21 protein-coding genes are annotated in these 21,081 nt (G+C 64.2%); 6 read left to right on the top strand and 15 right to left on the bottom strand.

The window, feature by feature from the left end; genetic code table 11:
- Window positions 1–35 precede the first annotated feature (35 nt).
- The gene (ylqF, locus tag Q0672_RS07870) at window positions 36–974 is read left to right on the top strand and encodes a ribosome biogenesis GTPase YlqF (RefSeq protein ID WP_153163417.1); all 939 of its coding nucleotides are present in this window, start codon (window positions 36–38) and stop codon (window positions 972–974) included.
- Window positions 975–1,036: 62 nt separating this feature from the next.
- On the opposite strand, the gene Q0672_RS07865 is transcribed toward ylqF, so the two are convergent.
- From Q0672_RS07865 to Q0672_RS07820, 10 genes are all read right to left on the bottom strand, one after another.
- The gene (locus Q0672_RS07865) at window positions 1,037–1,699 is read right to left on the bottom strand and encodes a DUF4276 family protein (protein ID WP_298621425.1); all 663 of its coding nucleotides are present in this window, start codon (window positions 1,697–1,699) and stop codon (window positions 1,037–1,039) included.
- 2 nt (window positions 1,700–1,701) lie between these two features.
- Window positions 1,702–3,120: an AAA family ATPase gene (locus Q0672_RS07860; protein ID WP_298621422.1), complete on the bottom strand. Its 1,419-nt coding sequence runs from the start codon at window positions 3,118–3,120 to the stop codon at window positions 1,702–1,704.
- 272 nt (window positions 3,121–3,392) lie between these two features.
- Entirely contained in the window at window positions 3,393–4,409 is a 1,017-nt protein-coding gene (locus Q0672_RS07855; RefSeq protein WP_298621420.1) for a class I SAM-dependent methyltransferase, read from the bottom strand.
- 18 nt (window positions 4,410–4,427) lie between these two features.
- Complete coding sequence (locus Q0672_RS07850) at window positions 4,428–5,948, bottom strand: mechanosensitive ion channel family protein (protein WP_194271300.1); 1,521 nt, start codon at window positions 5,946–5,948, stop codon at window positions 4,428–4,430.
- A 99-nt stretch (window positions 5,949–6,047) separates the two neighbouring features.
- Complete coding sequence (locus Q0672_RS07845) at window positions 6,048–6,458, bottom strand: HIT family protein (RefSeq protein ID WP_153163412.1); 411 nt, start codon at window positions 6,456–6,458, stop codon at window positions 6,048–6,050.
- Between the two features lie 39 nt (window positions 6,459–6,497).
- Window positions 6,498–6,884 carry a thioredoxin family protein gene (locus Q0672_RS07840; protein WP_153163411.1) on the bottom strand — a complete coding sequence of 129 codons (387 nt, stop codon included), beginning with the start codon at window positions 6,882–6,884 and terminating at the stop codon, window positions 6,498–6,500.
- Window positions 6,881–7,138, bottom strand: coding sequence for a hypothetical protein (locus tag Q0672_RS07835; RefSeq protein WP_298621417.1), 258 nt, complete (start codon window positions 7,136–7,138; stop codon window positions 6,881–6,883). The genes Q0672_RS07840 and Q0672_RS07835 overlap by 4 nt, the downstream gene beginning before the upstream one ends.
- A gap of 7 nt (window positions 7,139–7,145) precedes the next feature.
- Window positions 7,146–7,823, bottom strand: a complete 678-nt coding sequence (locus Q0672_RS07830) for a hypothetical protein (protein ID WP_153163409.1) — start codon at window positions 7,821–7,823, stop codon at window positions 7,146–7,148.
- Between the two features lie 6 nt (window positions 7,824–7,829).
- Window positions 7,830–9,767 (bottom strand): U32 family peptidase, encoded by a 1,938-nt coding sequence (locus tag Q0672_RS07825; RefSeq protein WP_153163408.1) that lies wholly within the window; start codon window positions 9,765–9,767, stop codon window positions 7,830–7,832.
- 114 nt (window positions 9,768–9,881) lie between these two features.
- Window positions 9,882–10,847: a TerC family protein gene (locus Q0672_RS07820; RefSeq protein ID WP_298621411.1), complete on the bottom strand. Its 966-nt coding sequence runs from the start codon at window positions 10,845–10,847 to the stop codon at window positions 9,882–9,884.
- 434 nt (window positions 10,848–11,281) lie between these two features.
- On the opposite strand from Q0672_RS07820, the gene Q0672_RS07815 reads away from it, so the two are divergent.
- The 3 genes from Q0672_RS07815 (at window position 11,282) to Q0672_RS07805 (ending at window position 13,331) form a co-directional block, all read left to right on the top strand.
- Window positions 11,282–11,968, top strand: a complete 687-nt coding sequence (locus Q0672_RS07815) for a 2-phosphosulfolactate phosphatase (protein WP_298621408.1) — start codon at window positions 11,282–11,284, stop codon at window positions 11,966–11,968.
- An 83-nt stretch (window positions 11,969–12,051) separates the two neighbouring features.
- Window positions 12,052–12,255 (top strand): SlyX family protein, encoded by a 204-nt coding sequence (locus Q0672_RS07810; protein ID WP_153160492.1) that lies wholly within the window; start codon window positions 12,052–12,054, stop codon window positions 12,253–12,255.
- 158 nt (window positions 12,256–12,413) lie between these two features.
- Window positions 12,414–13,331: a hypothetical protein gene (locus Q0672_RS07805; protein WP_298621405.1), complete on the top strand. Its 918-nt coding sequence runs from the start codon at window positions 12,414–12,416 to the stop codon at window positions 13,329–13,331.
- Between the two features lie 18 nt (window positions 13,332–13,349).
- On the opposite strand, the gene Q0672_RS07800 is transcribed toward Q0672_RS07805, so the two are convergent.
- The 5 genes from Q0672_RS07800 to Q0672_RS07780 form a co-directional block, all read right to left on the bottom strand.
- On the bottom strand, window positions 13,350–14,246 hold the full coding sequence (locus Q0672_RS07800) for a hypothetical protein (RefSeq protein ID WP_298621403.1): 897 nt from the start codon (window positions 14,244–14,246) through the stop codon (window positions 13,350–13,352).
- A gap of 61 nt (window positions 14,247–14,307) precedes the next feature.
- Window positions 14,308–15,159 carry a carboxylating nicotinate-nucleotide diphosphorylase gene (gene nadC, locus Q0672_RS07795; RefSeq protein WP_298621401.1) on the bottom strand — a complete coding sequence of 284 codons (852 nt, stop codon included), beginning with the start codon at window positions 15,157–15,159 and terminating at the stop codon, window positions 14,308–14,310.
- A gap of 134 nt (window positions 15,160–15,293) precedes the next feature.
- The gene (locus tag Q0672_RS07790) at window positions 15,294–15,770 is read right to left on the bottom strand and encodes a hypothetical protein (protein WP_298621400.1); all 477 of its coding nucleotides are present in this window, start codon (window positions 15,768–15,770) and stop codon (window positions 15,294–15,296) included.
- Between the two features lie 1,212 nt (window positions 15,771–16,982).
- Window positions 16,983–17,450 (bottom strand): hypothetical protein, encoded by a 468-nt coding sequence (locus Q0672_RS07785; protein WP_298621398.1) that lies wholly within the window; start codon window positions 17,448–17,450, stop codon window positions 16,983–16,985.
- A gap of 196 nt (window positions 17,451–17,646) precedes the next feature.
- Window positions 17,647–19,167, bottom strand: a complete 1,521-nt coding sequence (locus Q0672_RS07780) for a sigma-54-dependent transcriptional regulator (RefSeq protein WP_298621395.1) — start codon at window positions 19,165–19,167, stop codon at window positions 17,647–17,649.
- A gap of 259 nt (window positions 19,168–19,426) precedes the next feature.
- Between Q0672_RS07780 and Q0672_RS07775 the strand changes: the two genes are divergently transcribed.
- Window positions 19,427–20,680: a D-amino acid dehydrogenase gene (locus Q0672_RS07775; RefSeq protein ID WP_298621393.1), complete on the top strand. Its 1,254-nt coding sequence runs from the start codon at window positions 19,427–19,429 to the stop codon at window positions 20,678–20,680.
- A gap of 48 nt (window positions 20,681–20,728) precedes the next feature.
- Window positions 20,729–21,081, top strand: a 353-nt coding sequence (locus tag Q0672_RS07770; protein WP_298621391.1) for a Rid family detoxifying hydrolase, incomplete at its 3' end; no start/stop codon positions are given.

The following is a 21,081-nucleotide window of genomic DNA, read 5'->3' as shown; positions in this document are numbered from 1 at the left end:
ATAATGACGGGTTTTCATTGATTCAACGCACGCCCATGGCTATCCAGTGGTTTCCCGGACACATGACTTCCGCCCGCAAGAAGGCGGCGGAGAGCATGGAACGCATCGACGTGGTCATCGAGGTGCTCGATGCGCGCCTGCCCGAGGCGAGCAGCAACCCGATGATCCGCGAGCTGCGCGTCCATCGTCAGCGGCCCTGCCTGAAGATTCTGAACAAGGCCGACCTGGCCGATCCGGACGTCACCGCCCGCTGGCTGGCGTACTACAACGCCCAGAAGGGCGTGACGGCGGTGGCGCTGTCGTGCAAGAAGCCCGGCGACGTGGCCAAGGTGGTGGGCCTGTGTCGACCGCTGGCGCCACACCGCAACGACCGCCTCAAGCCGCTGCGGATGATGATCATGGGCATCCCCAACGTGGGCAAATCCACGCTGATGAACGCCCTACTCAAGAAGAAGGTGGCCAAGGTGGGCGACGAGCCGGCCGTCACCAAAAGCCAGCAGGCGCTGGATCTTTCACCCACCGCGTCGCTGATCGACACGCCGGGGATGATGTGGCCGAAGATCGAGTTCGACTCGGACGGCTACATGCTGGCGGCGAGCCACGCCATCGGCCGCAACGCGGTGATCGACGAGGCCGTGGCCAACTTCCTGGGCGACGTGCTGCTGGCCCGCTACCCGGCGCTGGTGGCGGCGCGCTACAAGATTCCGGTGGACGGGCTGGACGGCCCGGGGCTGGTGGAAGCCATCGCCCGCCGCCGCGGCTGCCTGCTCAAGGGCGGCGGGCTGGACATCGAGAAGGCCTCGCTGATCCTGCTGCAGGATTACCGCGACGGCGCCATCGGCCGGGTGAGCCTGGAGTCGCCGGAAACCCGCAAGCTGATGCTGGAAGCCCACGCCGAGGCGATGGCCGCGAAGGCGGCGGCCAAGGCGGCTGGCGAGGTGGATGATGCGGAGCCGGACGACGTCACATCATGAGACGAGGGCAGCGAGCGAGGCATCGATGCGGTGGCTTCGCTCTTGATCCTCGCGCGGTACGGTCAGAGAATCCGCATGTACTGAAGCGCCTGCCGGAGTTCGGTTTCAAGGCTTTGGAAGCTAGGCAGCTCTCGCAGGCGCTGCAACGAAACTTGTTCTCCAAGAGCATTCAACATAGGTGAAACGCCCTGTTTCCTTCGGCGGCCGGAGGGCTTCGTCGCAAGAAATGCTTCGTCAAGAGTTCGTTTCGGATCTGATGCTGCCTCAGCTGCTGCGGCGGCGAGGGGCAAGCCCAGATCCCCGGCGGTCTGCGTGGTACCAAATACTTCACGGACGGCGTCTGTATCAAACATCGCCCAAGCCTCTGTCTCGCGGATCGGTATTACTGCGACACCTGCATGAGCCTCACCAAAGGTTTGGTGCAGAAGTGCAATTGCGGGCTCCGTACGCTCCGCTCTAACTTTTGCAGGCGCCGTTTCACCGTCCGAATGTACGAAAAGGACTTGCCAAGCGCCACGAGCTGCTTCTGCTGCGCCGAGGATGCGAACATCACGGGACGCATTTTTAAGCTGTGGCGGATCGTCGAGTTCGAGCACTGCGCTGAACTCAACCGGTTGCCGAGATTCCCTTGCGCAGATATCTTCGCAAAGGCGTTGTAAGAGAGGGCGAAGAAAGTAGTAGTCCGTCGGGCCCTCGGCATAGAGAGCGAGTCCGAGATAATGCATCTTCACCCCTCACCACTGACGGTCTCGAGAACCCGCTTGACCTCTAGATCAGAGACAAAACCTTGAGGCACTGCATCGTCAGAAAACAGGTCGCCTTGATCTCCTTTTCGTTTCATTCCCTGTTGTTTTGGTCTTACGGGCCGTAACCGGGTCTTTCGTCGTATTTCCTGTCGTTGCGGATCGCTCACCGTGGCTGTGTCAGCGAACAGAATCGCGCCGCCGATGGGAGCGTTGTCTTCGTCAATCAGTGACGACAGCACTACAGGTGAATGGCTGTTGAGGAGAAGCTGACTGAGGGGGACTACACCGTCGTCTGCCGAATATTCTTGTGGGCTAGTCACCATATCCTGCAGGCGCCGGACAAGCTGCCTAATGCGTCCAGGATGCACTCCATTCTCCGGCTCTTCGAAACAGATGAGGCCTCGATGCCGCGGGTCATGGAGTAGGGTCAATAGAGCGAGGACACGTAGTGTTCCGTCGGAAACTACGCGGGACGTGAACGGGAGCCCATCGCGCATCGTGAGTTCGATGCGATATTCCCGACTGGTCGAGTCGAGTTTTGCATCTAGGCTGGAAATGCCCGGGATAAGATGATTTAGTTCAACGGCAATGTCGTTCAAGACACCTCTCGGCCGCTGATGGGTGGCTGTCTCTAGTTTCAATTGTGCCAATACAGCGGCGAGGTTGGCTCCGTCTGCGTCAAGTGTGTCCGCTGCGGTTGCTGGCACTGGCTTGCGTAGCAGAGCAGGGTCCAGTTGTAGCAGCCGCCAGTGGCGCATCTCTTCACGAAGGGCAAACAGGTGGGGAAACTCGCCGTTTGTAATGCTGGACAGGACGGTGGCTTCAGCGGCGCTGGCGGGCCGATTACGACCTTGCTTGCCGTCCTGATGAACACTGAAGGCCATTCCTTCCGGCAGTTCTTCGGTAGTTAGCCAAGGTTTGGATCGGAGGTACTTGAGGTAATTGCTGCGAAACGATTTCGAGGGCGACATGGCGTCTGCCCAGCGGTCGTCCTTGCGTAAGATCGGCTCTACTGATTCCTGTGCGATCTGGATGCGTTCAATACCCGGTCGGATATGACGACGCTCAAGAGTGACTTGGTAACGGATACGTGTGTGCGTCAGACGGACTTCGCTGCCCCAAGGGTCTCGGGCACTTGGATCAATAAGTACTTCAGCCGCCATCCTGATCTGCTTGCAGCGACCGCTAGGAGTCAGGCGGAAGAGCTCCAGTGGCTCGCCTCGCATTTCTTTCATGGCTTCTGAGACGTCCTTAGTTGCCAGCAGCGAAAGCAGGCGGATCGCATCGAAGAGATTGCTCTTTCCTGCGGCGTTCGTGCCGAGGACTACCGTGAAAGGCAGCAGATCGATGGCGAGATTCTCGAAGGTCTTGAACCCATCGATCTCTAGTCGGGTCAGCATTGTCACAATCCTTTCTTTGGTGCCTAGGCTCCTGCACGGAGTCCTGATTGGGTCTTTTGGTGCTGCGTCATCATGGATGCAGAGGGTCGGAAGGATACCGCAGCTTGTCGGGGGCGGCTGCGGCTGACCTCGTACTCCAAGTGCCATGGCGGCCTTGGAGGTTCGATCATTCTGATTCTGGTTGCTGTCGATGAGTATGCCGATGCGAGGCGCACGTCTGCCTTATTGCGCCCCATCAAAGATTATCGATGACGTTGGGAATGAGGACTTACTCACACCCGCATCAGCAGGATCTTGAGGGGCGGCTTGCCATCCGGGCTGGGGAAATCCTCTTCCGGGGTGATCCACTCCATCGCGCGGATCGGCCGGCCGGCCTTGGCGGCGCTGCGGGTGAGCTGCTCGGCCCAGGCGTCGCGGTCCACCTGCGCCACGTTGTTGCAGCAGATCAGCGTGCCGCCGGGCTTGGTGCACAGCAGCGCCGGCTTGAAGAGGGCGGGGTAGTCGTTGATGAGATCGACCACGCCGAAGGCGCTCTTGGCGTAGCGGGGCGGGTCGAGGAAGACCACGTCGAACTGGTGGGGCGCCAGCTCGGGGAAGGGCGGCAGGCGCTTGCCGCGGACCATCTTCGGCTGGCCGATGCCGGCGAGCTGGCGCAGGGCGGCGAAGGCGTCGCTCTTCACGAAGCGCACGCGGATCGGCAGGTCGTTGAGGCGGGCGTTGTCCTTGCCCACGGCGAGGCTGGATTCGGCGAAATCCACATTCACCACATGGCTCGCGCCGGCCTTGGCGGCGGCCACGCCCACGCCGCAGGTGTAGGCGAACACGTTGAGCACCGACTTGCCGGCGGCTTCCGCCATCACCCGGCGGCGGGCGGCGCGCAGGTCGAGGAACAGCCACGGGTCCTGCCCGGCGTGGCGGGCCTGCACCCAATATTTGACGCCCAGCTCAGAGAACTCCCGGCGCGTCTCGGCCTCCAGCTGGCGCTCGGGCGGCAGCGGGTTGGCGATGCGCGAGTTGGCGTGGCTGCGGTCGTTGTAGAACAGGTCGAGGCCGGGGAAGGCGTCGGCGTAGAAGGCTTCGAGGGCTTCGAGCGCAGCCGGCGAGAGCGGGTCGTGGAAGCTCTGGACGAGGATGATGCTGCCGTAGCGGTCGACGGTGAGGCCGGGGTGGCCTTCGACGGTGCCGTGGAAGAGCCGGAAGGCGTCGGTGTGATCCGAGGCCAGGCGGGCGAGGAGATCGCGCCGGGCGTCGAGGGCGCGGGCGAGGGCTGCGGTGAGGTTGGCGGGCATCGGGTGGCTGGGTGAGGGTCAGAGGCCGAAGAATTCTCGGATTTTCTTGCGCAGGACGGCGACTTCGGACGAAGGGGGCAATTCTGCGCCGGGCTTGTCCTTGGCGTAGCCTTTTTCGAGATCGTCGAAGCGGGACAGGCGCCGGTTGAGGATGGTGGAGATGCCTTCGGCGAGCTCGGGGCGGGCGCGGATGATGTGCTCGAAGCCGGCCTTGTCGAGGCGGTAGGCCTCGATGTCGGAGATGGCGATGACGGTGGAGCGGCGCGGGGCGCCGGTCATCAGGCCGAGCTCGCCGAACACGCTGCCGGGGCCGCGGGTGTCGATCAGGCGCTGGGGGCCGCCGTCCGGTGGTTGCCACCAGGCTTCGGCTTCGCCGCTGGCGATGATGTACAGCCAGTGGGCAATCGCGCCCTGGCGGAACAGGGTGTCGCCCTTGGCAAAGGGCGCGGCGATGAGGCGGTGGGCGAGCTCGCGCTTCTCGTCGTCGGACAGGCGGGCAAAAAGATCGATGCGCGAGATGGCGCCAACCCGGCGTTCGAGCTCGCGGGCGCGGACTTCCTCCCGGTGGGCCTTGTTCTCCTCGACCAGGTGGATGGTCTGGTCGGCCACTGCGAGGCGGATGCCCTCGCGCTGGAGCGCGGCGAGGATGTGGCGGCGCACTTCGGAGTCGGTGGCCTCGTCGGGGCCCGGATCGAGCAGCCAGTAGCGCAGCTGGTAACGGGCGAAACCGGGGCCGAAATCCATCAGCAGGCACAGGGGCGCGGGTTCAAGGCTGACGTTGGTGATGCGGGCGGTCTCGATGTCATGGAGCACGGCTGCAGTCACCCGCGCAGGGGCTACCGACAGATCGACGTTGAAGCCGACGATCCGGCGCTGCAGCGGCACGCCCTGGCGCTTGTTGCAGATCACCGCATAGCGGTTCTTCATCAGGTGGCTGTTGGGGATGACGACCCGCTCGCCGTCACGGGTGAGGATGGCGGTGTAGCGCCACTGGATGTCGGTGACCTTGCCGGAGATGTCGTTGATCTCGATCCAGTCGCCGATCTCGAGGGAGTTGTCCATCTGCAGCGCGAGGCCGCCCAGCAGGTTGCCGAGGGTGTCCTGCATGGAGATGGCGACCACTGCGGTGAGCACCGCCGAGGTGGCGAACAGGTGGCTGAACTCGACCCCGCCCAGGCTGAGCCGCAGGAAACCCCACAGCACGTACGTGATGATGACCAGGATGTCGGCGAGGATGCCGGCCACCTGCACGCGCATGCGCGGCATCACCACGTTGAAGAAGGCCAGGCCCAGGTAACGGATCACCGCCAGGCCTTCGCCGAACACCGCCATCTCGCGCAGCCAGTGGACCATGCCCTGGGGCAGGTGGCCTTCGAGCAGGCCGGCCGCCAGATCGCCCAGCAGACAGGTGAGGAAGAACACGCCGGTGTTCACCAGCGAGCGGCGCCAGGCGTGGAGGGGCTTGAAAATCAGCACCCCGATCACGAGCATCAGCAGGATGGCGAAGGGGGCTTCGGGGCTGAGATAGGCGATGGGCATCGGATTGGGCGAGGCGGCTCCGGCGGGCAGATGAGCAGGTATACGGATCGCGCCGGCCCGCATGTAGGGGCCGGCGCGAAACGTGGAGCAGCGGGCGCGTCAGAGGGCCGCGCTGAGGCGGGCGGCCATGGCGTCGAGATCGGCGCGGTTGGGCGCGACGGCGGGCCAGAAGGGCAGCAGGTGGTCGTCGTTGAAGCGCGGCAGGACGTGGATGTGGAAGTGGAAGACGGTCTGGCCGCCGGCCACTTCGTTGGCCTGGAAGAGGGTGACGCCATCGCAGCCGGTGACGGCCTTGACCGCCTTGGCGACCTTGGCCGTGGCCTGGAAGACGGCGGCGGAGAGGGTGTCGTCCAGCTCGAAGATGTCCTTGCGGTGGGGCTTGACGATCACCAGCGCGTGGCCGGGGTGGGCCGCCATGATGTTCATGAAGGACATCGTGTGCTCGTCTTCGTGGATCTTGGATGCAGGCAGTTCGCCTCTCACGATGCGGCAGAAGATGCAGTCGTCCATGGGTGTTGTCTCCGTTGTCGTTGTTATGGTGATTGGACTCTAGGCCGCGGAATCCCGTTCGGCGAGGGCGCGGGCGAGGTTGCGTTCGGTCTGCCAGCTGCGCCGTTCGGGATCGGCGTTGGCGTAGCGGTGGCTTTCGTCCGGTGAGAGGGACCGGAAGCTCTCGACGGTGCGCTGGAGCAGGTCGTGGTGGGGCAGCATGGTGCCGAAGAACAGCACGGTGTCGCGGCGCTGGATGAGCACGGTGGGGAAGTTCTCCACGTCGTAGTCGTCCAGCAGGTCGGCTTCGTCTTCCACGTCGAGCCACAGGAAGCGGGCGTCGGGGAAGCGTTCGGCGAGGGCGTGGAAGCCGTCGCGGTAGTCGCGGCAGGTGCCGCACCAGGCGGCGCACAGGCAGGCGACGAGGAGTTCCGGCGATTGGTTCATGGCGCGGCGGGTGGCTCAGGGGTGTCGGGTTGGTCAGCGGCGGCCGGGGTTTCCAGCGCGACCCATTTTATCCACTGGCCGCAGGCGTTGCGCGGGCCGCGGCGGGAGGTGTTGTGCCACGGGCCGTCCTGGCACAGGCCGCGGTCGTTGTCCTCGTCGTAGTCGACGGTGTCGGGCTCAATGCCGGGCCGGCGTTCGCCGCCCCAGCGGTTGCACGACAGGCAGCGGCGGCGGTCGATGTGCTGGCTGGCCACGGACGGATCAGGGCTTGGGGCCCTCGACCGCCTTGAGCGGTGCGCGCAGGGCGTCGAAACGGGCCGGGGCGACGTACTGCAGCAGCTCGCGGCCCTTGGTGTCGAGCACCACGTCGAGCCCGCGGGTGGGGTAGAGCAGGTGCTCCACGTGGTCGTTCACGCGGATGCGTTCGGCGGGCTGGCCGAAGCGTTCGAGGATCACCGCCTCGTCGAGCTGGGCCGACGGGATGAAGGCGAGCCCGCGGATCGGCGCGGCCAGCGCGGCGGCCAGGTCGGCCTCGGCGAGGGTCGCCTTGCGGGTGGTGCTCTGCATGTATTCCGTTTTGGGGGCGCGTTCGCGCATGGCGTCGATGGTGGCAGCGGGCAGATCGGCGGTGACGATCAGCTTGCCCGCCACGAAGCCGGCGGTGACGCTCTCGTAGTAGCCCTCCACGTTGCCGGCCTCGTTGGGCTCGGCGACGATCGCCAGCTGCATTTCGGGGCCGAAGTGCTTGCGCGCGTCGGCAAGGGTGCTGCGCCCGAGGGTGAGGTCGAAGACCCGGGATTCGCCGCTGGACAGGGTTTCGATCTGCCAGGGCAGGCCGCGGCTGGGCACGGCGCTACCCGAGTGGTGGGTGAAGGTCCACACGGCGGGGCCGACGATCGCTGCGAGGGCCAGCAGGATGAGGGAGATGGCGAGTTTCATGGGGTCTCAGTGGGGGGCGTGGAAGCCGTCGGGCACCTTGGCGTGGAACTGCACGGGCACCGCCGGCATGTCGAGCACCGACTTGCGGATGCGGCCGACCACATGCATCTCGCAGCGCTTGCAGTCGAAGCGCAGGGTGAGCTTTTCCTTGCCGTTGATGAGGGTCATCGGGTCGGGCTTGATGCCCTTCACTTCCTTCGGGCACAGGTTGAAGCTGTAGCGCAGGCAGTGCTTGGTGATCATCAGCGAGGCGTCGTCCAGGTGCTCGTTGGCCTCGTAGGCGGCCTCGATGAGCTGCACGCCGTGGCGGTGGTAGAAATCCCGCGCCTTCTGGTTGAGCACGTTGGCGAGGTAGGAGAGCTCGGTTTCGGGGTATTGCACCGGCGGCTCGACCGGCGCGCGGCGGGGCAGCGGTGCCAGGGCAGCGATGCGGGCGGCTTCGAGCTGTTCGGCGGCGTCGCGGCGCAGGGCGTTGATGGCGCCGGCGGGCAGGAACCAGGCCTCGGTGAGCTGCAGTTCGATGTGGCGCGCGCTGAAGATGGTGGCGCCGAGCTTGCCGAGGCTTTCGCGCAGGCCGGTGATGGCGCGGTCTGCATCCTTGGCGGGCTCCTTGGCGTGGGGCAGGCTGGCGGTGACGCGGATGCCGGTTTCGTCGGTGAGGGTGAGGGCGAAGCCGTCGGGCGTCTCGGCGAAGACCACATCCACGTCGATGCGGCGCTCGGCGGATTTCTTCTCGAGCATCTTCTCGAACTCGTGGTCGCGGTTACGGAAGATACCGGTGCCGGGGAAGAGCTCGGCCGGGATCGCGTCGGCGGAGTGGACGCGGAAATCCTCGCCGATCTTCTCGGCGCGGTTCACGCGCAGGCCGACGAGCTCGCCCTTGCGGTCATAAAACGTGAGGCCGTCGCCGTTGTGGAGTTCGACCGCGCTGGTGGTGTCGAAGTGGCGGCGCTGCTTGCCGTCCAGGCGGATCACGCTGCCCACCGGCTCGCCCACGAACTTGGGCGAATCGAAGGCGCCGATGTCGGCCGTGCGGCCATTGACGAAGTAATCGGTGGCGCCGCGGTTAAACGTTTTGTCGGCCAGGGGCTGGAACAGGAAGGTGCTGCGCCCGGCGGAGGTGCGGCTGTACTCCGGCGAATCCGCCATGATCTCGTCGAGCAGCTGGCGGTAGTGGGCGGTGATGTTCTTGACGTAGGCCATGTCCTTGTAGCGGCCTTCGATCTTGAAGCTGGAAATGCCCGCCTCGGCCAGGGCGCGCAGGTTGGCACTCTGGTTGTTGTCCTTCATGGACAGCAGATGCTGGTTGCTGGCGACGAGGTTGCCGTCCTTGTCCGCAAGGTCGTAGGGCAGACGGCAGGCTTGCGAACATTCGCCCCGGTTGGCGCTGCGGCCGGTGTGGGCGTGGCTGATGTAGCACTGGCCACTGAAGGCCACGCACAGGGCGCCGTGGATGAAGAACTCCAGCGCGCAATCGGTGGCGGCGGCGACCTTCTTGATCTCGGTGAGGGTCATCTCCCGCGCCAGCACGATCTGCGAGAAACCCACGTCCTGCAGGAAGCGGGCTTTCTCGGGGTGACGGATGTCGGTTTGCGTGCTGGCGTGGAGCTGGATCGGCGGCAGGTCGAGCTCCAGCAGGCCCATGTCCTGGACGATCAGCGCGTCGGCGCCGGCTTCGTGCACCTGGCGGATCAGGCGCTCGGCGCTGGCCACTTCCTCGTCGTGGAGGATGGTGTTGCAGGTGACGAACACCCGCGCCCCAAAGCGGTGGGCGTGGCGGGCGAGGCGCTCGATGTCGGCGACGGTGTTCTCGGCGTTGGCGCGGGCCCCGAAGGCCGGGCCGCCGATGTAGATGGCGTCGGCGCCATGATTGACAGCCTCGATGCCGATGTCGGCGTTCTTCGCCGGGGCGAGGAGTTCGAGCTGCTTGCGGGATTGGGTCATGACTTGCTACTCCTGGGGGGCCCGGTGGCGGGCGTGGGCCGCTCAAATGGCAGCTTTTTTCAACCTGCCATTATCGCCCGCCACCGGTGCAGCGTCGAGGTAATCAGCCCTCGGTCAGCCCTTGCTGCGCTTCTCGCGACGCAGCGACAACACCACCGCGCCACCGATCAGCACCGCCACCACCAGCAGCGAGATCGCCACCGGGATCTTCACTACATCCACCAGCAGCATCTTGGCACCGATGAAGACCAGCACCAGCGCCAGGCCATACTTGAGCAGCGAGAAGCGGTCGGCCATGCCGGCCATCAGGAAGTACATCGCCCGTAGGCCCAGGATCGCGAACAGGTTGGAGGTGAGCACGATGAACGGATCAGTGGTGATCGCGAAGATCGCCGGGATCGAATCCACCGCGAAGATCACGTCGGATAGCTCGACCATCACCAGCACCAGAAACAGCGGCGTCACGTAGCGCACCGCCTTGCCGGCTTCCTTGCGGGTGATGAAGAAACTCTCGCCGTGGAGCCGGTCGGTCACCTTCACGTGATTGCGGATCCAGCGGATCAGCGGGTTGTTGGCGAGATCGGGCTCGGCGTCGGCGAACCACCACATCTTGACGCCGGTGACGAGCAGGAAGGCGCCGAACACGTACAGCAGCCAGTGGAACTGGGTGATGAGCCACGCGCCGGCAAAGATCATGATCGTGCGCAGCACGATCGCACCGAGCACGCCGAAGGTGAGCACGCGCTTCTGCAGCTCCAGCGGAATCGCGAAGAAGCTGAACAGCATCAGCCACACGAAGACGTTATCGACGGCGAGGGATTTCTCGATCAGATAGCCGGTGAGGAACTCCAGCGCCTTGGTGTTGGCGACATCGCGGCCCATCGTGGAATCCAGCCAGGCCCACAACGCGGCAGCGAAGGCCAGCGTGACGCTCACCCAGATGCCCGACCAGGTGGCCGCCTCCTTGAACGAAACCCGATGCTGTCGCCCGCCGCCCACTGCCAGCAGGTCGATGGCCAGCATCACCAGGACAAGGCCGAAGAAGCCCGCCCACATCCACCACGTACCGATTGATTCCATGAAAAACGTCTCCAAGTCCGGATTGCATCCGCCGCTCCGCGCCGCCTGGGGCAGAAAACGGAACGGCCCTTTGTCCAGCGAGGACGAAGGGCCGTTGAATCCTGAGAGGTGACTCTCGCGGGGATGCCTTCGCCATCGCGGCAAAGGTCTTGCTCGCTGCCGTCTGGTGACGACAACCCGGGGCGCCGGAAAGGCAAACCTGCAACTTTTCGTGATGACGACGCCGCGGCGGTAGAGCTACTCCCCCTTGGGACGTTCCAAGATTAGCGGGTGGGAACTGCGCAGGTCAAGGGGAAATGCGTTCTGCCCACGCCGGGCCTCTTGCGCCGGCGCGCGGGGGCGGTTAAGGTCGAAAAGCCCGTAGCGCAAGCATTGACGGGCGTTTCCGCCGAATGAACCCACTCGGTCGCCCCGCCCAATTCCCTGCCGCCACCATGAAATTCTTGCGTGTATTTCTCAATCGCCTCCAGAACCTGCCGGACGCCCACGACACGGTGGTCGTCATCGACGTGCTGCGCTCCTTCACCACCGCCGCGGTGGCGCTCCACCGGGGTGCGACGGCGATTTATCCGGTGGAAGGCGTGTCGGCCGGCATCGTCCTGGCGGGGCAGCTCGATCGGGCGGTGTCGGTGGGGGCGATCGAAGGGGGCGATCCGGCGCCGGGTTTCGAATTCGGCAACTCGCCCGCGGCCCTGCTCGATGCCGATCTTGCCGGGCGCCCGGTGGTGATGAGCACCGCCGCCGGGGTGCGCGGGCTGCAGCGCTTCCGGCAGGCGCGGCAGCTCTACGCGGCGAGTCTGGTGTGCGCCCGCGCCACCGCCGAGGCGATCCGCCGGGCCGGGGCCGACGAGGTGTGCTTCGTGATCACCGGCGAATGGGTGGATCGGGACGGCGACGAGGACGTGGCCTGTGCCGATTTCATCGAGGCTCTGCTGCGGGGCGAGCCGGTGGTGCCGGCGGATTTTGCGCGGCGGGTGCGCGAGTCGGACTTTGGCCGGCGCTTCGTGGCGGGCACCTGGCCTAACCTGCCGCTGGCCGACCTGGAGCTTGCCGCCCAGGTGGGTCGCTTCGATTTTGCGATGCCGGTGGTGCGGGAAGGCGAGCGGATGGTGATCCGCTGAGCCACCGCCCAGCTACGCCGCCCTTGGCGCCTGCGCCGTGGGCTGGAACAATCCGCCCTTCGCAAACTTCATCGGCGCCCGTCATGGAATCCAGACTCACCGAAATCGAGATCAAGCTCGCCCTCACCGAAGATCTGGTGGATACCCTCAACATGACGGTGCATCGCCAGCAGGAGCAGATCGATGCCCTGCAACGCCAGATCCGTCAGCTTTACCAGCAGATGCAGTCGGCCAGCGCGTCGGCCGAGAGCCACGATCTGCGCGACGAGATCCCGCCCCACTACTGATTGCCGGCGGTGCTTTGTGGCGTGGAGCGTGGCGTTTTGAACGCCCATGACATTTTTCCACGCCGCCCTGCCGGCCAAGCGGCTATAACGACGATCGGATCATCCGCACGGCTGCGCTGCCGGTTGCCGCCAACCAACAAGAAATCAGGAGGAGTTCCATGCCCAACGCCGACTTGACGCGCTTCGTCGCCCAGGCCCGGGAACACGCCCACGAGGCGCTCACGAGCCTTGGCGCGCTGCCCGAGGGCGTATCGGTCGCCCGCTTCATTGCCGACTACGGCAAGGTGGGCGACATGGTGCATTACGTCACCGTGCCGGATGCCGCCGCCGAGGCGGTGCGCCAGGTCGAGGCCGCCCACGGCGCCGACGGCGCGAAGACCTTCCTGCGAGCGGCCCTTGCCCACGGCGCGGCCGACCTGCTCGAATCCGGCCGGCTCGACGCGCTGCCGCCGCGCATCGTGCATTACCACGTCAAGCACATGGGCCGCATCGCTGGCGCCACCTCGGCCAACGCCGACTGGATGAACATCAAGGGCGATCTCTTCCACAAGGATTTCGGCCTCATCACCCTGCGCCTGTTTGCCGCTGCGGCGCAGCTGCTGGACATCCGCTGCGGCATCCCGCGCTCGATCCTGTTCACCGAGGGCGCGCTGGCCAGCGTGAAGAAGGGTCAGGCGATCATGCAGATGGGCGGCTTCAAGCCCTATGTGCAGATCCACACCCATCTGTCGGACCTGGACGATTTCAACGAGGAAGGCTGGAACGAGTGCTACCGCTGCTGCGCGGAGCTCTACGAGACGATGCCGCAACTGCTGGGCATGTTCGGCGCCAGCTGGTTCTACGACCCGGTGCTCGACGACATCAGCCCGCGCCTCGCCTACCTGCGCAAGATTCCCCAGGACGGCGGTGCGCATGTGCTGTACGTGAGCACCGGCGGCGATCACATCGACAACGCCACCTCCACGTCGCCCAGCCGCCGCAAGCTCTACGAGGAAGGCAAGTACATGCCCAAGAGCTACATGCTCGCCTGGGGCAAGCGCGAGCAGATCGACTGGGCGAAGCGCAACCCGCGCTGAGGCGGGCTGGCGAAGGCTTTAGTGCAGGGTGTCGGGCGGAGTGAGCGGCTCGACATCCACCCACACGTCGCCGTCCTCGCTCTCGCGGATCATCAGCCCGAAGGTGGCGAAGGCGGCGTGCACATCGCGGCGCAGTGGCGCGTCGGCCAGCTCACCGGGCTCGATGACGTGGCCGGCGGCCAGATGCTGGGCGGTGGTCATCCAGATCGGCGACAGGAAGGACTTGCTGACCCGCTCGGCCATCTCGGCGCTCACCGCCTTGAGAGGCTGCTCCATCCCGTCCAGATAGCCCTGCACGTGGGCCACGGCCTGCATCAGGTGGGCGATGCGGCCGGTGCTCTTGGCAAACAGGCCGTCCAGATCCTGATCCGCAAAATACAGGGTGATCTCTTCCTGCATGCCGCCGGGCAGGGCTTCGAGGAGCGCCGCCAGGTGGTTGAGCAGCAGGTCGGAATCCGCCGGCAGCGACCACGCGGTGCGCCGGTTGATGCGGTATTCCTGCCACATCACCGCAACGATGGGCGCCAGCGCGCGGGCCAGCGGGGTGCCGGCTTCGGCCGCTGCGGCCGGGCGGGCCGCATCGTGCAGGCGCCAGCATTCCTTGTGCAGGTGGTGGATCAGGCGGGCGATCTCGGCGCTGTCGCCTTCGAGGATCGACCATAGCTTGACGCCATTCACCAGCAGCGCAAAGCCCGGGTTGCTATCGACGATGCGCGACAGGTGCTCGCCGGCGGCGGGCGTCACGCCAAAGCGCGCCTCGGCGGCAGCCAGGTCGTCGGCCACCACGATGCGGTCGAGGGCGGAGAGGTCGAGATCCCCGTCGCGGGCCACGATGCGCTGGATCAGCGCCTCGATGACCTGACGGATGAGGGTGGCGTTGGCGCTCGAAACCGGGCCGTCGAATTCGATGTTCATGATCGGCGGAAAAAAAGAAAAAGGCCCGGACGCTGATCGCCGGGCCCGGAGTTGGGGCGGATTATTCTTCTTCGACGTGGCGCAGCGACAGATCGATGGCGCGGACGTCCTTGGTCAGGCTGCCGATGGAGATGCGATCGACGCCGGTCTCGGCGATGGCGCGCACACGCTCCAGATTGACGCCGCCGGAGGCTTCGAGCTCGGCGCGGCCGGCGTTGATCTCGACGGCCTTGCGCATCTCGTCGAGCTGCATGTTGTCGAGGAGGATCATCTTGGCGCCAGCGGCGAGGGCTTCCTCGAGCTGCACCAGGTTCTCCACTTCCACCTCGATGAACACGTTGGACGGGGCGAACGAGCGGGCCTGTTCGATCACCGCCTTGATGCTGCCGGCGGCGATGATGTGGTTTTCCTTGATCAGGATGCCGTCGTACAGGCCGATCCGGTGATTGGTGCCGCCGCCCACCTTGACCGCATACTTCTGCGCCAGACGCAGGCCGGGCAGGGTCTTGCGGGTGTCGACGATCTTGGCCTTGGTGCCGGCCACTGCCTGCACGAAGGTGGAGGTGAGCGTCGCCGTGCCGGAGAGCAGCTGCACGAAGTTGAGGGCGGTGCGCTCGGCGGTGAGGAGGGCGCGGGCGGATGCGTCGATCTCGCACAGCAGCTGGCCTGGCTTGATGCGCTCGCCGTCGCGCACATGCCAGATCACCGAGGCGTCGGGCTCGAGGGCGGTGAAGGCGGCGTCGAACCACGCGGTGCCGCACAGCACGGCATCCTCGCGGGTGATCACACGGCCGCGGGCCATGCGGGTGGCGGGAATGAGTCGGGCGGTGAGGTCGCCGGTGCCGATGTCTTCGGCCAGAGAGGCCGCCACGGAGCGCTGGACTTCAACGCGAAGCTGTTCAGTAAATTCCATCGGGGTCACCTTAGTCGTGCTGAGGGGGGATTCTAACATCCGGGGGGCGGCGGTCGGGGCGCGCTAGCAAACGCAAATCGGAGTCCTTCGTGCTTGGGCGGTAGGCAAGAACATGGGCCCGATGGGAATCCTATTTAGGTTTTTTCGGAAACTGACTTGAGTGTTGCGCAGACAACGTCTGCGTTGATCGTGAGCGCCTCTGGCTTGAGTCTGACCATGACGCGTTGCAAGAAGCGAAGGATATGCTCCTCCGTTGTACTGTTTTCGTTCAGTTGTACTTCCACAATGCCCTCTGCCTCAGCCACTTTTCGGGCGCCAGCTTGGAGTGGCAGCGGCGAAACGACAATGCCGCCCACTGCAGCTGTGTCCTGAATTCGATACGCAATAGCTGCGACATCCTCTTGAGTGAGTCTTCGGGTTGTGTGGCGCCGAATCTCAATAATTATTATCCCGTCGCCCTGACTCGAAACACCTTTTGCATCAATTTCCCATTCTGTTCCCGATCGTTGGCCTGAGAGGTGCTGCTTTCCTTCTACTCGTTTGAGGTTGAGCTCCTCTGCGAGCTTGCCAAGCAAAAATCGAGCGACTTCTTCATAGGTTTGCCAATTCATTTCTCGTTCTCGGTCATGTTAATAGCTAACCTGCGTTGATTCCTTTGCGCATAGAGGTATACGGCAGGTTGGTGTGGCGCAATCCAACGATTGTTATGATCCCTGCAATGCATCGAGTCGTAAACGGTAGTCGAGTCACACCAATCCAATGTGCAGATCCAACATTCTCGCCGTGAATGCAGGAAGTGCGCCTCCGTGGCATTCGATATGTGTGTTCCTACCGAATAACTATCCAGTAAGTGAGTAGGGGGCAGTGGGCTACGACTGTACAGCTATATTGCTCGGAGACCGTTGGATTACGCAGTGCTAACTCGACGTGCTCAGACTGGTCCTGTCTGCAATTTCACGTACCTTCGTAGGTTCGCATTATTCCGAAGTTTTCGCATGCGATATCTAAGTCTTTGCCCGCCCCCATGTCCGAGTCGCTCCAGGAAATTTCTACCCTAAGTACTTCGTCGTTCTCTTCGAGAACTCGATACTTTCTATTCCCGTTCGTGATCTCCCAAGTCAGCAGGACCGATAGCGCGTCAGCGCTCGGCTCGTTCCTGCTCATGAAGCCTTTGTTGATGTTGCGGTGATCGCGAGAAAATTGATAACGAGCTGTCGGCATTGTCCGATTCCTTTCATTGATATTCTATTAAATGAGATTCATATTAATAGTGTGGTTTCGCAGAGTGCGGATTGATTAAAAGCGCCTTTGTTTTGTTGAAAAATCCGCCCATTCTTCTCTACTTATCAGTCCCGCTGAGACGGCTCCTTAACTCAAATTGCTGCGCGTGGATCTGTTGTTCGCGGTACTTTCAGTACGCTGCACGATAAACTCATCCCAGTCGTGGCTGTAATTGTAGCAATCCTAATTTTTTCCTTTTCAAACCTAAAGAATATGCTCCGGACAATTTTTTGATTCCTCTCCACATTTTAAAAATCCGAAATTCGCTAAGCTCTTCGAAAAACCTGCAATTTTTTAATCTCGGATAAAGTCAGATAAATCCCGTCGAGTATCAAGAAAGTCCCGTTTTGTATTAAAAAATATACGCCGATTAATTAAATAATCCCGCTTGCTCAGGGCGCTGGGTTCAGTCTTGGGTTTTTTAATGGATGGAAGGATTAATTAATTGCTCGGAGCAATTAAATTGATGTCCGCGCGGGTTTTTGCAAGGGCGGGCGCAAAAAAAGCGGGTTGCCCCGCCTTTTTGCCTGGATGCGCCGGGGTCAGTCTGCGGGGGTGTCGTTCTTGCGAGGGCGGCCGGGGCGGCGGATTTTCATGGCTTGCTGCAGTTCTTCAAGGCCGGCGGCTTTTCCGAACATCTTCATGAGCGCGTAGCCGTCGGAGGTGGCGACCATCACGTCGCTGCCAAGGGCGGTCTGGGTGTCTTCCATCTTGGCAAGCACTTCCTTGATTCGCAGGATGCGGGGCTCGAGGAGGGTGTAGGCGGCGAGGTCGGATTTCATCTCGGCGTAGTCGAAGTTGGCGGGAAGCGCCTGCTGGTTCTGCTCGAGCACCATGGCGGTCTGCTGGCAGAAGGTGACCGATTTGTCGCCCATCTTGAAGAGATCCTTCTTCTCACTGGCGGTGAGGGTGAGGAAGGGTTTGGTGAAGTGCTCGAGCGTGGCGATTGCCTGATCGACGGCGGCAATGGCGTCGGCGCCGATGTCGAGGGAGATGAGGTTCTGCGGCATGGTGCGCTCCTGTGCGTGGTGGATTTGCCGTGCTGTTCGGCCTGGGGTTTTGTCCAGCAGTAAGACAGGAGCGGATGGTAACTCAGGAAATTTGTTATGGGTATCGAATCATGCATTTGACAATTTCTGCCCCGCGGCGTGTGTGGCGGAACTGTTGCCGCCGAGTACGCTTCGCGTTGTCGGGCCCGGCCAGCCCTCAGTCGATCCCGTAGCGTCTCAGCCGGTTGGCGATGGCGGAGTGGGAGGTGCCTAGGCGCTTTGCGAGCCGGCGGCTGGAGGGGAATTCCTTGTAGAGCCGCTGCAGCAGTTCCTTCTCGAAATCGGCGACGGCCTGTTCGAGGCTGCGCACCTCGCCGGGCTGGGCGGGGGTGGTGACCTGGGCGAGTTCCAGGTCTTCGGCCTGGATGATGCTGCGCTCGGTCATGGTGACGGCGCGGAAGATCACGTTCTGGAGCTGCCGTACGTTGCCGGCCCAGGGGTTGTCGAGCATCGCCGCGCAGGCGCTCTGGGACAGACGCATGGGCGGCCTGGCGGCCTGGGCGCAGGCGCGGGCGAGGAAGGCGTGGGCGAGGGGCAGGATGTCGCCGGGCCGCTCCCGCAGCGGTGGCACCTGCAGGTTGAGCACGTTGAGGCGGAACAGCAGATCCTCGCGAAAATGGCCGGAGCTGGCCATGGCTTCCAGCGAGCGGTGGGTGGCGCTGATGATGCGCACGTTCATGCGCACCTCGCGCTCGCCGCCGACCCGGCGGAAGCTGCCGTCGTTCAGGAAGCGCAGCAGTTTGGCCTGCAGGTAGGGCGACATCTCGCCGATTTCATCCAGAAACACCGTGCCGCCGTCGGCGAGCTCCAGCAGCCCCGGTTTGCCGCCGCGCAGGCCGCCGGTGAAGGCGCCGGCGGAGTAGCCGAAGAGCTCGCTCTCGGCGAGGTTTTCGGGCAGGGCCGCGCAGTTGAGGGCGAAGAAGGGCTGGCTGCGGCGGCTGCTGCTGGCGTGGCAGGCGTGGGCGAGGAGCTCCTTGCCGGTGCCGGTCTCGCCGGTGATGAGCAGCGGTGCGTCGACCATCGCCATGCGCGCCGCCCGCAGCTTGAGCTGCTCGATCTCCGGCGAGGTGCCGAGGATGGCGTCGAAGCCGCCGGCGTCGTAGTTCTGCAGCGCGCTCATGCGCTCGCCCATGCGGCTGGGGGTGTGCAGGGTGAGCACCGCGCCGGCCACGCGCCCGCCGGTTTCGTGGAGGGGCATGGTCTCGAGCAGGAAGGGTTCGCCGCTGATCGCCACCTCGCACGCCGGCAGGTGGTAGTCGGCCGCAGCCAGATCGCGCAGCAGGTCGGGCTTGCCGATCAGGCCCTGGATCGAGGTGCCGATCAGGCTGCCTTCGGCCAGCCGGCAGGCAGCGCTGGCGGCGCCGTTGGCGATCACCACCCGCCCGGCTTCGTCGATGGCAAACACCGGGTCGGGTTGGGAGGCGAGCAGGGCATCCAGGTAGAGCCGCCGTTGGGCGCCAGGCAGCATGCCCACTGGCTCGACGCTGAGCACGCCTTTGAGCAGGAGCATGTGCTCGCGCAGCGCGTTGAAGCTGCGCGCGTCCAGCTCCGGGGCCTCGATGAAGATGTGGGGCGGGTCCACCTCGACCGCGGTGACGTTGAAGCTCCGCCGGGCCAGCTCGGCGAGCACTTCCTGGGCGATCCCGACCCGGTCGGAGAAGAACACGTCGATCCGCATGGGTGATGCCTTTGTATCGATTTCTTTACAGTGTATTGAAAAATGTACGTATTTTTCAATGCATTGAAACAAAAGGAGAAACGCAGGCTTGGCGGCGTGCGCTCGGCACCTGCCTGTAACGGAATCGATACGGTTTGCGGCTGGCGTTGTACCAATAATTCTCCAGGATGTTGTTTTCAAACGGTTTTTTGATCTGGCACGAGACTGGCTATAGGTCTCGCAGACAGATGAACAACCCGAATTGAAAAGGAGAATCCCCATGCGCGTCCTCGTCCTCGGCAGTGGCGTCATCGGCACCACCGCCGCCTACTACCTGGCCAAGGCCGGCCATGAAGTCACGGTGGTGGACCGCCAGCCCGGCCCGGCCCAGGAGACCAGCTTCGCCAACGCCGGCGAGGTGTCGCCGGGCTATTCCGCCCCGTGGGCGGGCCCGGGGGTGCCGGTCAAGGCCATCAAGTGGATGCTGATGCACCACAGCCCGCTGGTCATCAAGCCGCTGCTCGACCCTTCCATGTGGCGCTGGTGCGTGGCGATGCTGAAGAACTGCACCACCTCGGCGTACCACATCAACAAGGCGCGCATGGTGCGGGTCGCCGAATACAGCCGCGACTGCCTGAAGGAGTTGCGTGCCGAAACCGGCATCGCCTACGACGAGCGCGCCCAGGGCACCCTGCAGCTGTTCCGCACCGAGAAGCAGCTGGACGGCATCGGCAAGGACGTGGACATCCTGCGGGAATCCGGCGTCCCCTTCCAGCTCCTCGACCGCGATGGCTACCTGGCCTACGAGCCGGCCCTCGCCGCGGTGAAGCACAAGTTCGTCGGTGCGCTGCGCCTGCCCGGCGACGAAACCGGCGACTGCCACCTGTTCACCTGCCGGCTGGCCAGCATGGCCGAAGAGCTTGGGGTGCGCTTCCGGTTCGGCACCTCGATCCACGGCATCGAGCAGGACGGCACCCGCGTCACCGGCATCCGCACCGACGCCGGTGTGCTCACCGCCGATCACTACGTGCTGGCCCTCGGCAGCTATTCCACCCAGCTCCTCGGGCAGGTGGGCATCGACATTCCGGTCTATCCGGTCAAGGGCTACTCGATCACCGTGCCGATCACCGATGCCGCCATGGCGCCCGAATCCACCGTGATGGACGAGACCCACAAGGTGGCGGTGACCCGCCTGGGCGACCGCATCCGCGTGGGCGGCACGGCGCAGCTGTCGGGCTTCGACCTGAGCCTGGACGGCAGGCGCCGCGAGACCCTGGAGTTCGTGGTGTCCGATCTCTTCCCCCACGGGGGCGACATCTCCCGCGCCGAATTCTGGACGGGCCTGCGTCCGATGACGCCTGACGGCACCCCGATTATCGGCCCGAGCCGCCTCGCCAACCTCACCCTCAGCACCGGCCACGGCACCCTGGGCTGGACGATGGCCGCCGGCACCGGCCGCGTCGTGGCCGACATGGTGAGCGGACGCCAGCCCGAGATCCCCGTCGCCGACCTCAGCGTCGCCCGCTACGCCTGAACCCGGCTTTCCCACCTATCCACCAACCCCACACCAAAGGAGACCCCCATGAAAATAATCGACACCGCCGCCGCGCCCAAAGCCATCGGCCCCTACGCCCAGGCTGTGCTCATCGACGGCTGGCTGTTCAGCTCCGGCCAGATTCCCCTCACGGCCGACGGCCAGCTGGCCGGCCCCGACATCGAGGCGCAGACCGAGCAGGTCTTCGACAACCTCGAGGCGGTGCTGGCCGCGGCCGGCGCGTCCCTCGCCCAGGTCGTGAAATCCACGGTCTTCGTGAAGGACCTGGAGGATTTCGCCCGCCTCAACAGCGTGTATGCCCGCCGCTTCGGGGCGCACACGCCGGCCAGGGCTCCCGCAGCTACCCTATCGACATCAATCGTCATCATCCTCATTGACTT

This window comes from uncultured Zoogloea sp., from assembly GCF_937894855.1.
Lineage (GTDB): Bacteria > Pseudomonadota > Gammaproteobacteria > Burkholderiales > Rhodocyclaceae > Zoogloea > Zoogloea oryzae.
This window is presented reverse-complemented; position numbering and strand designations above follow the sequence as displayed.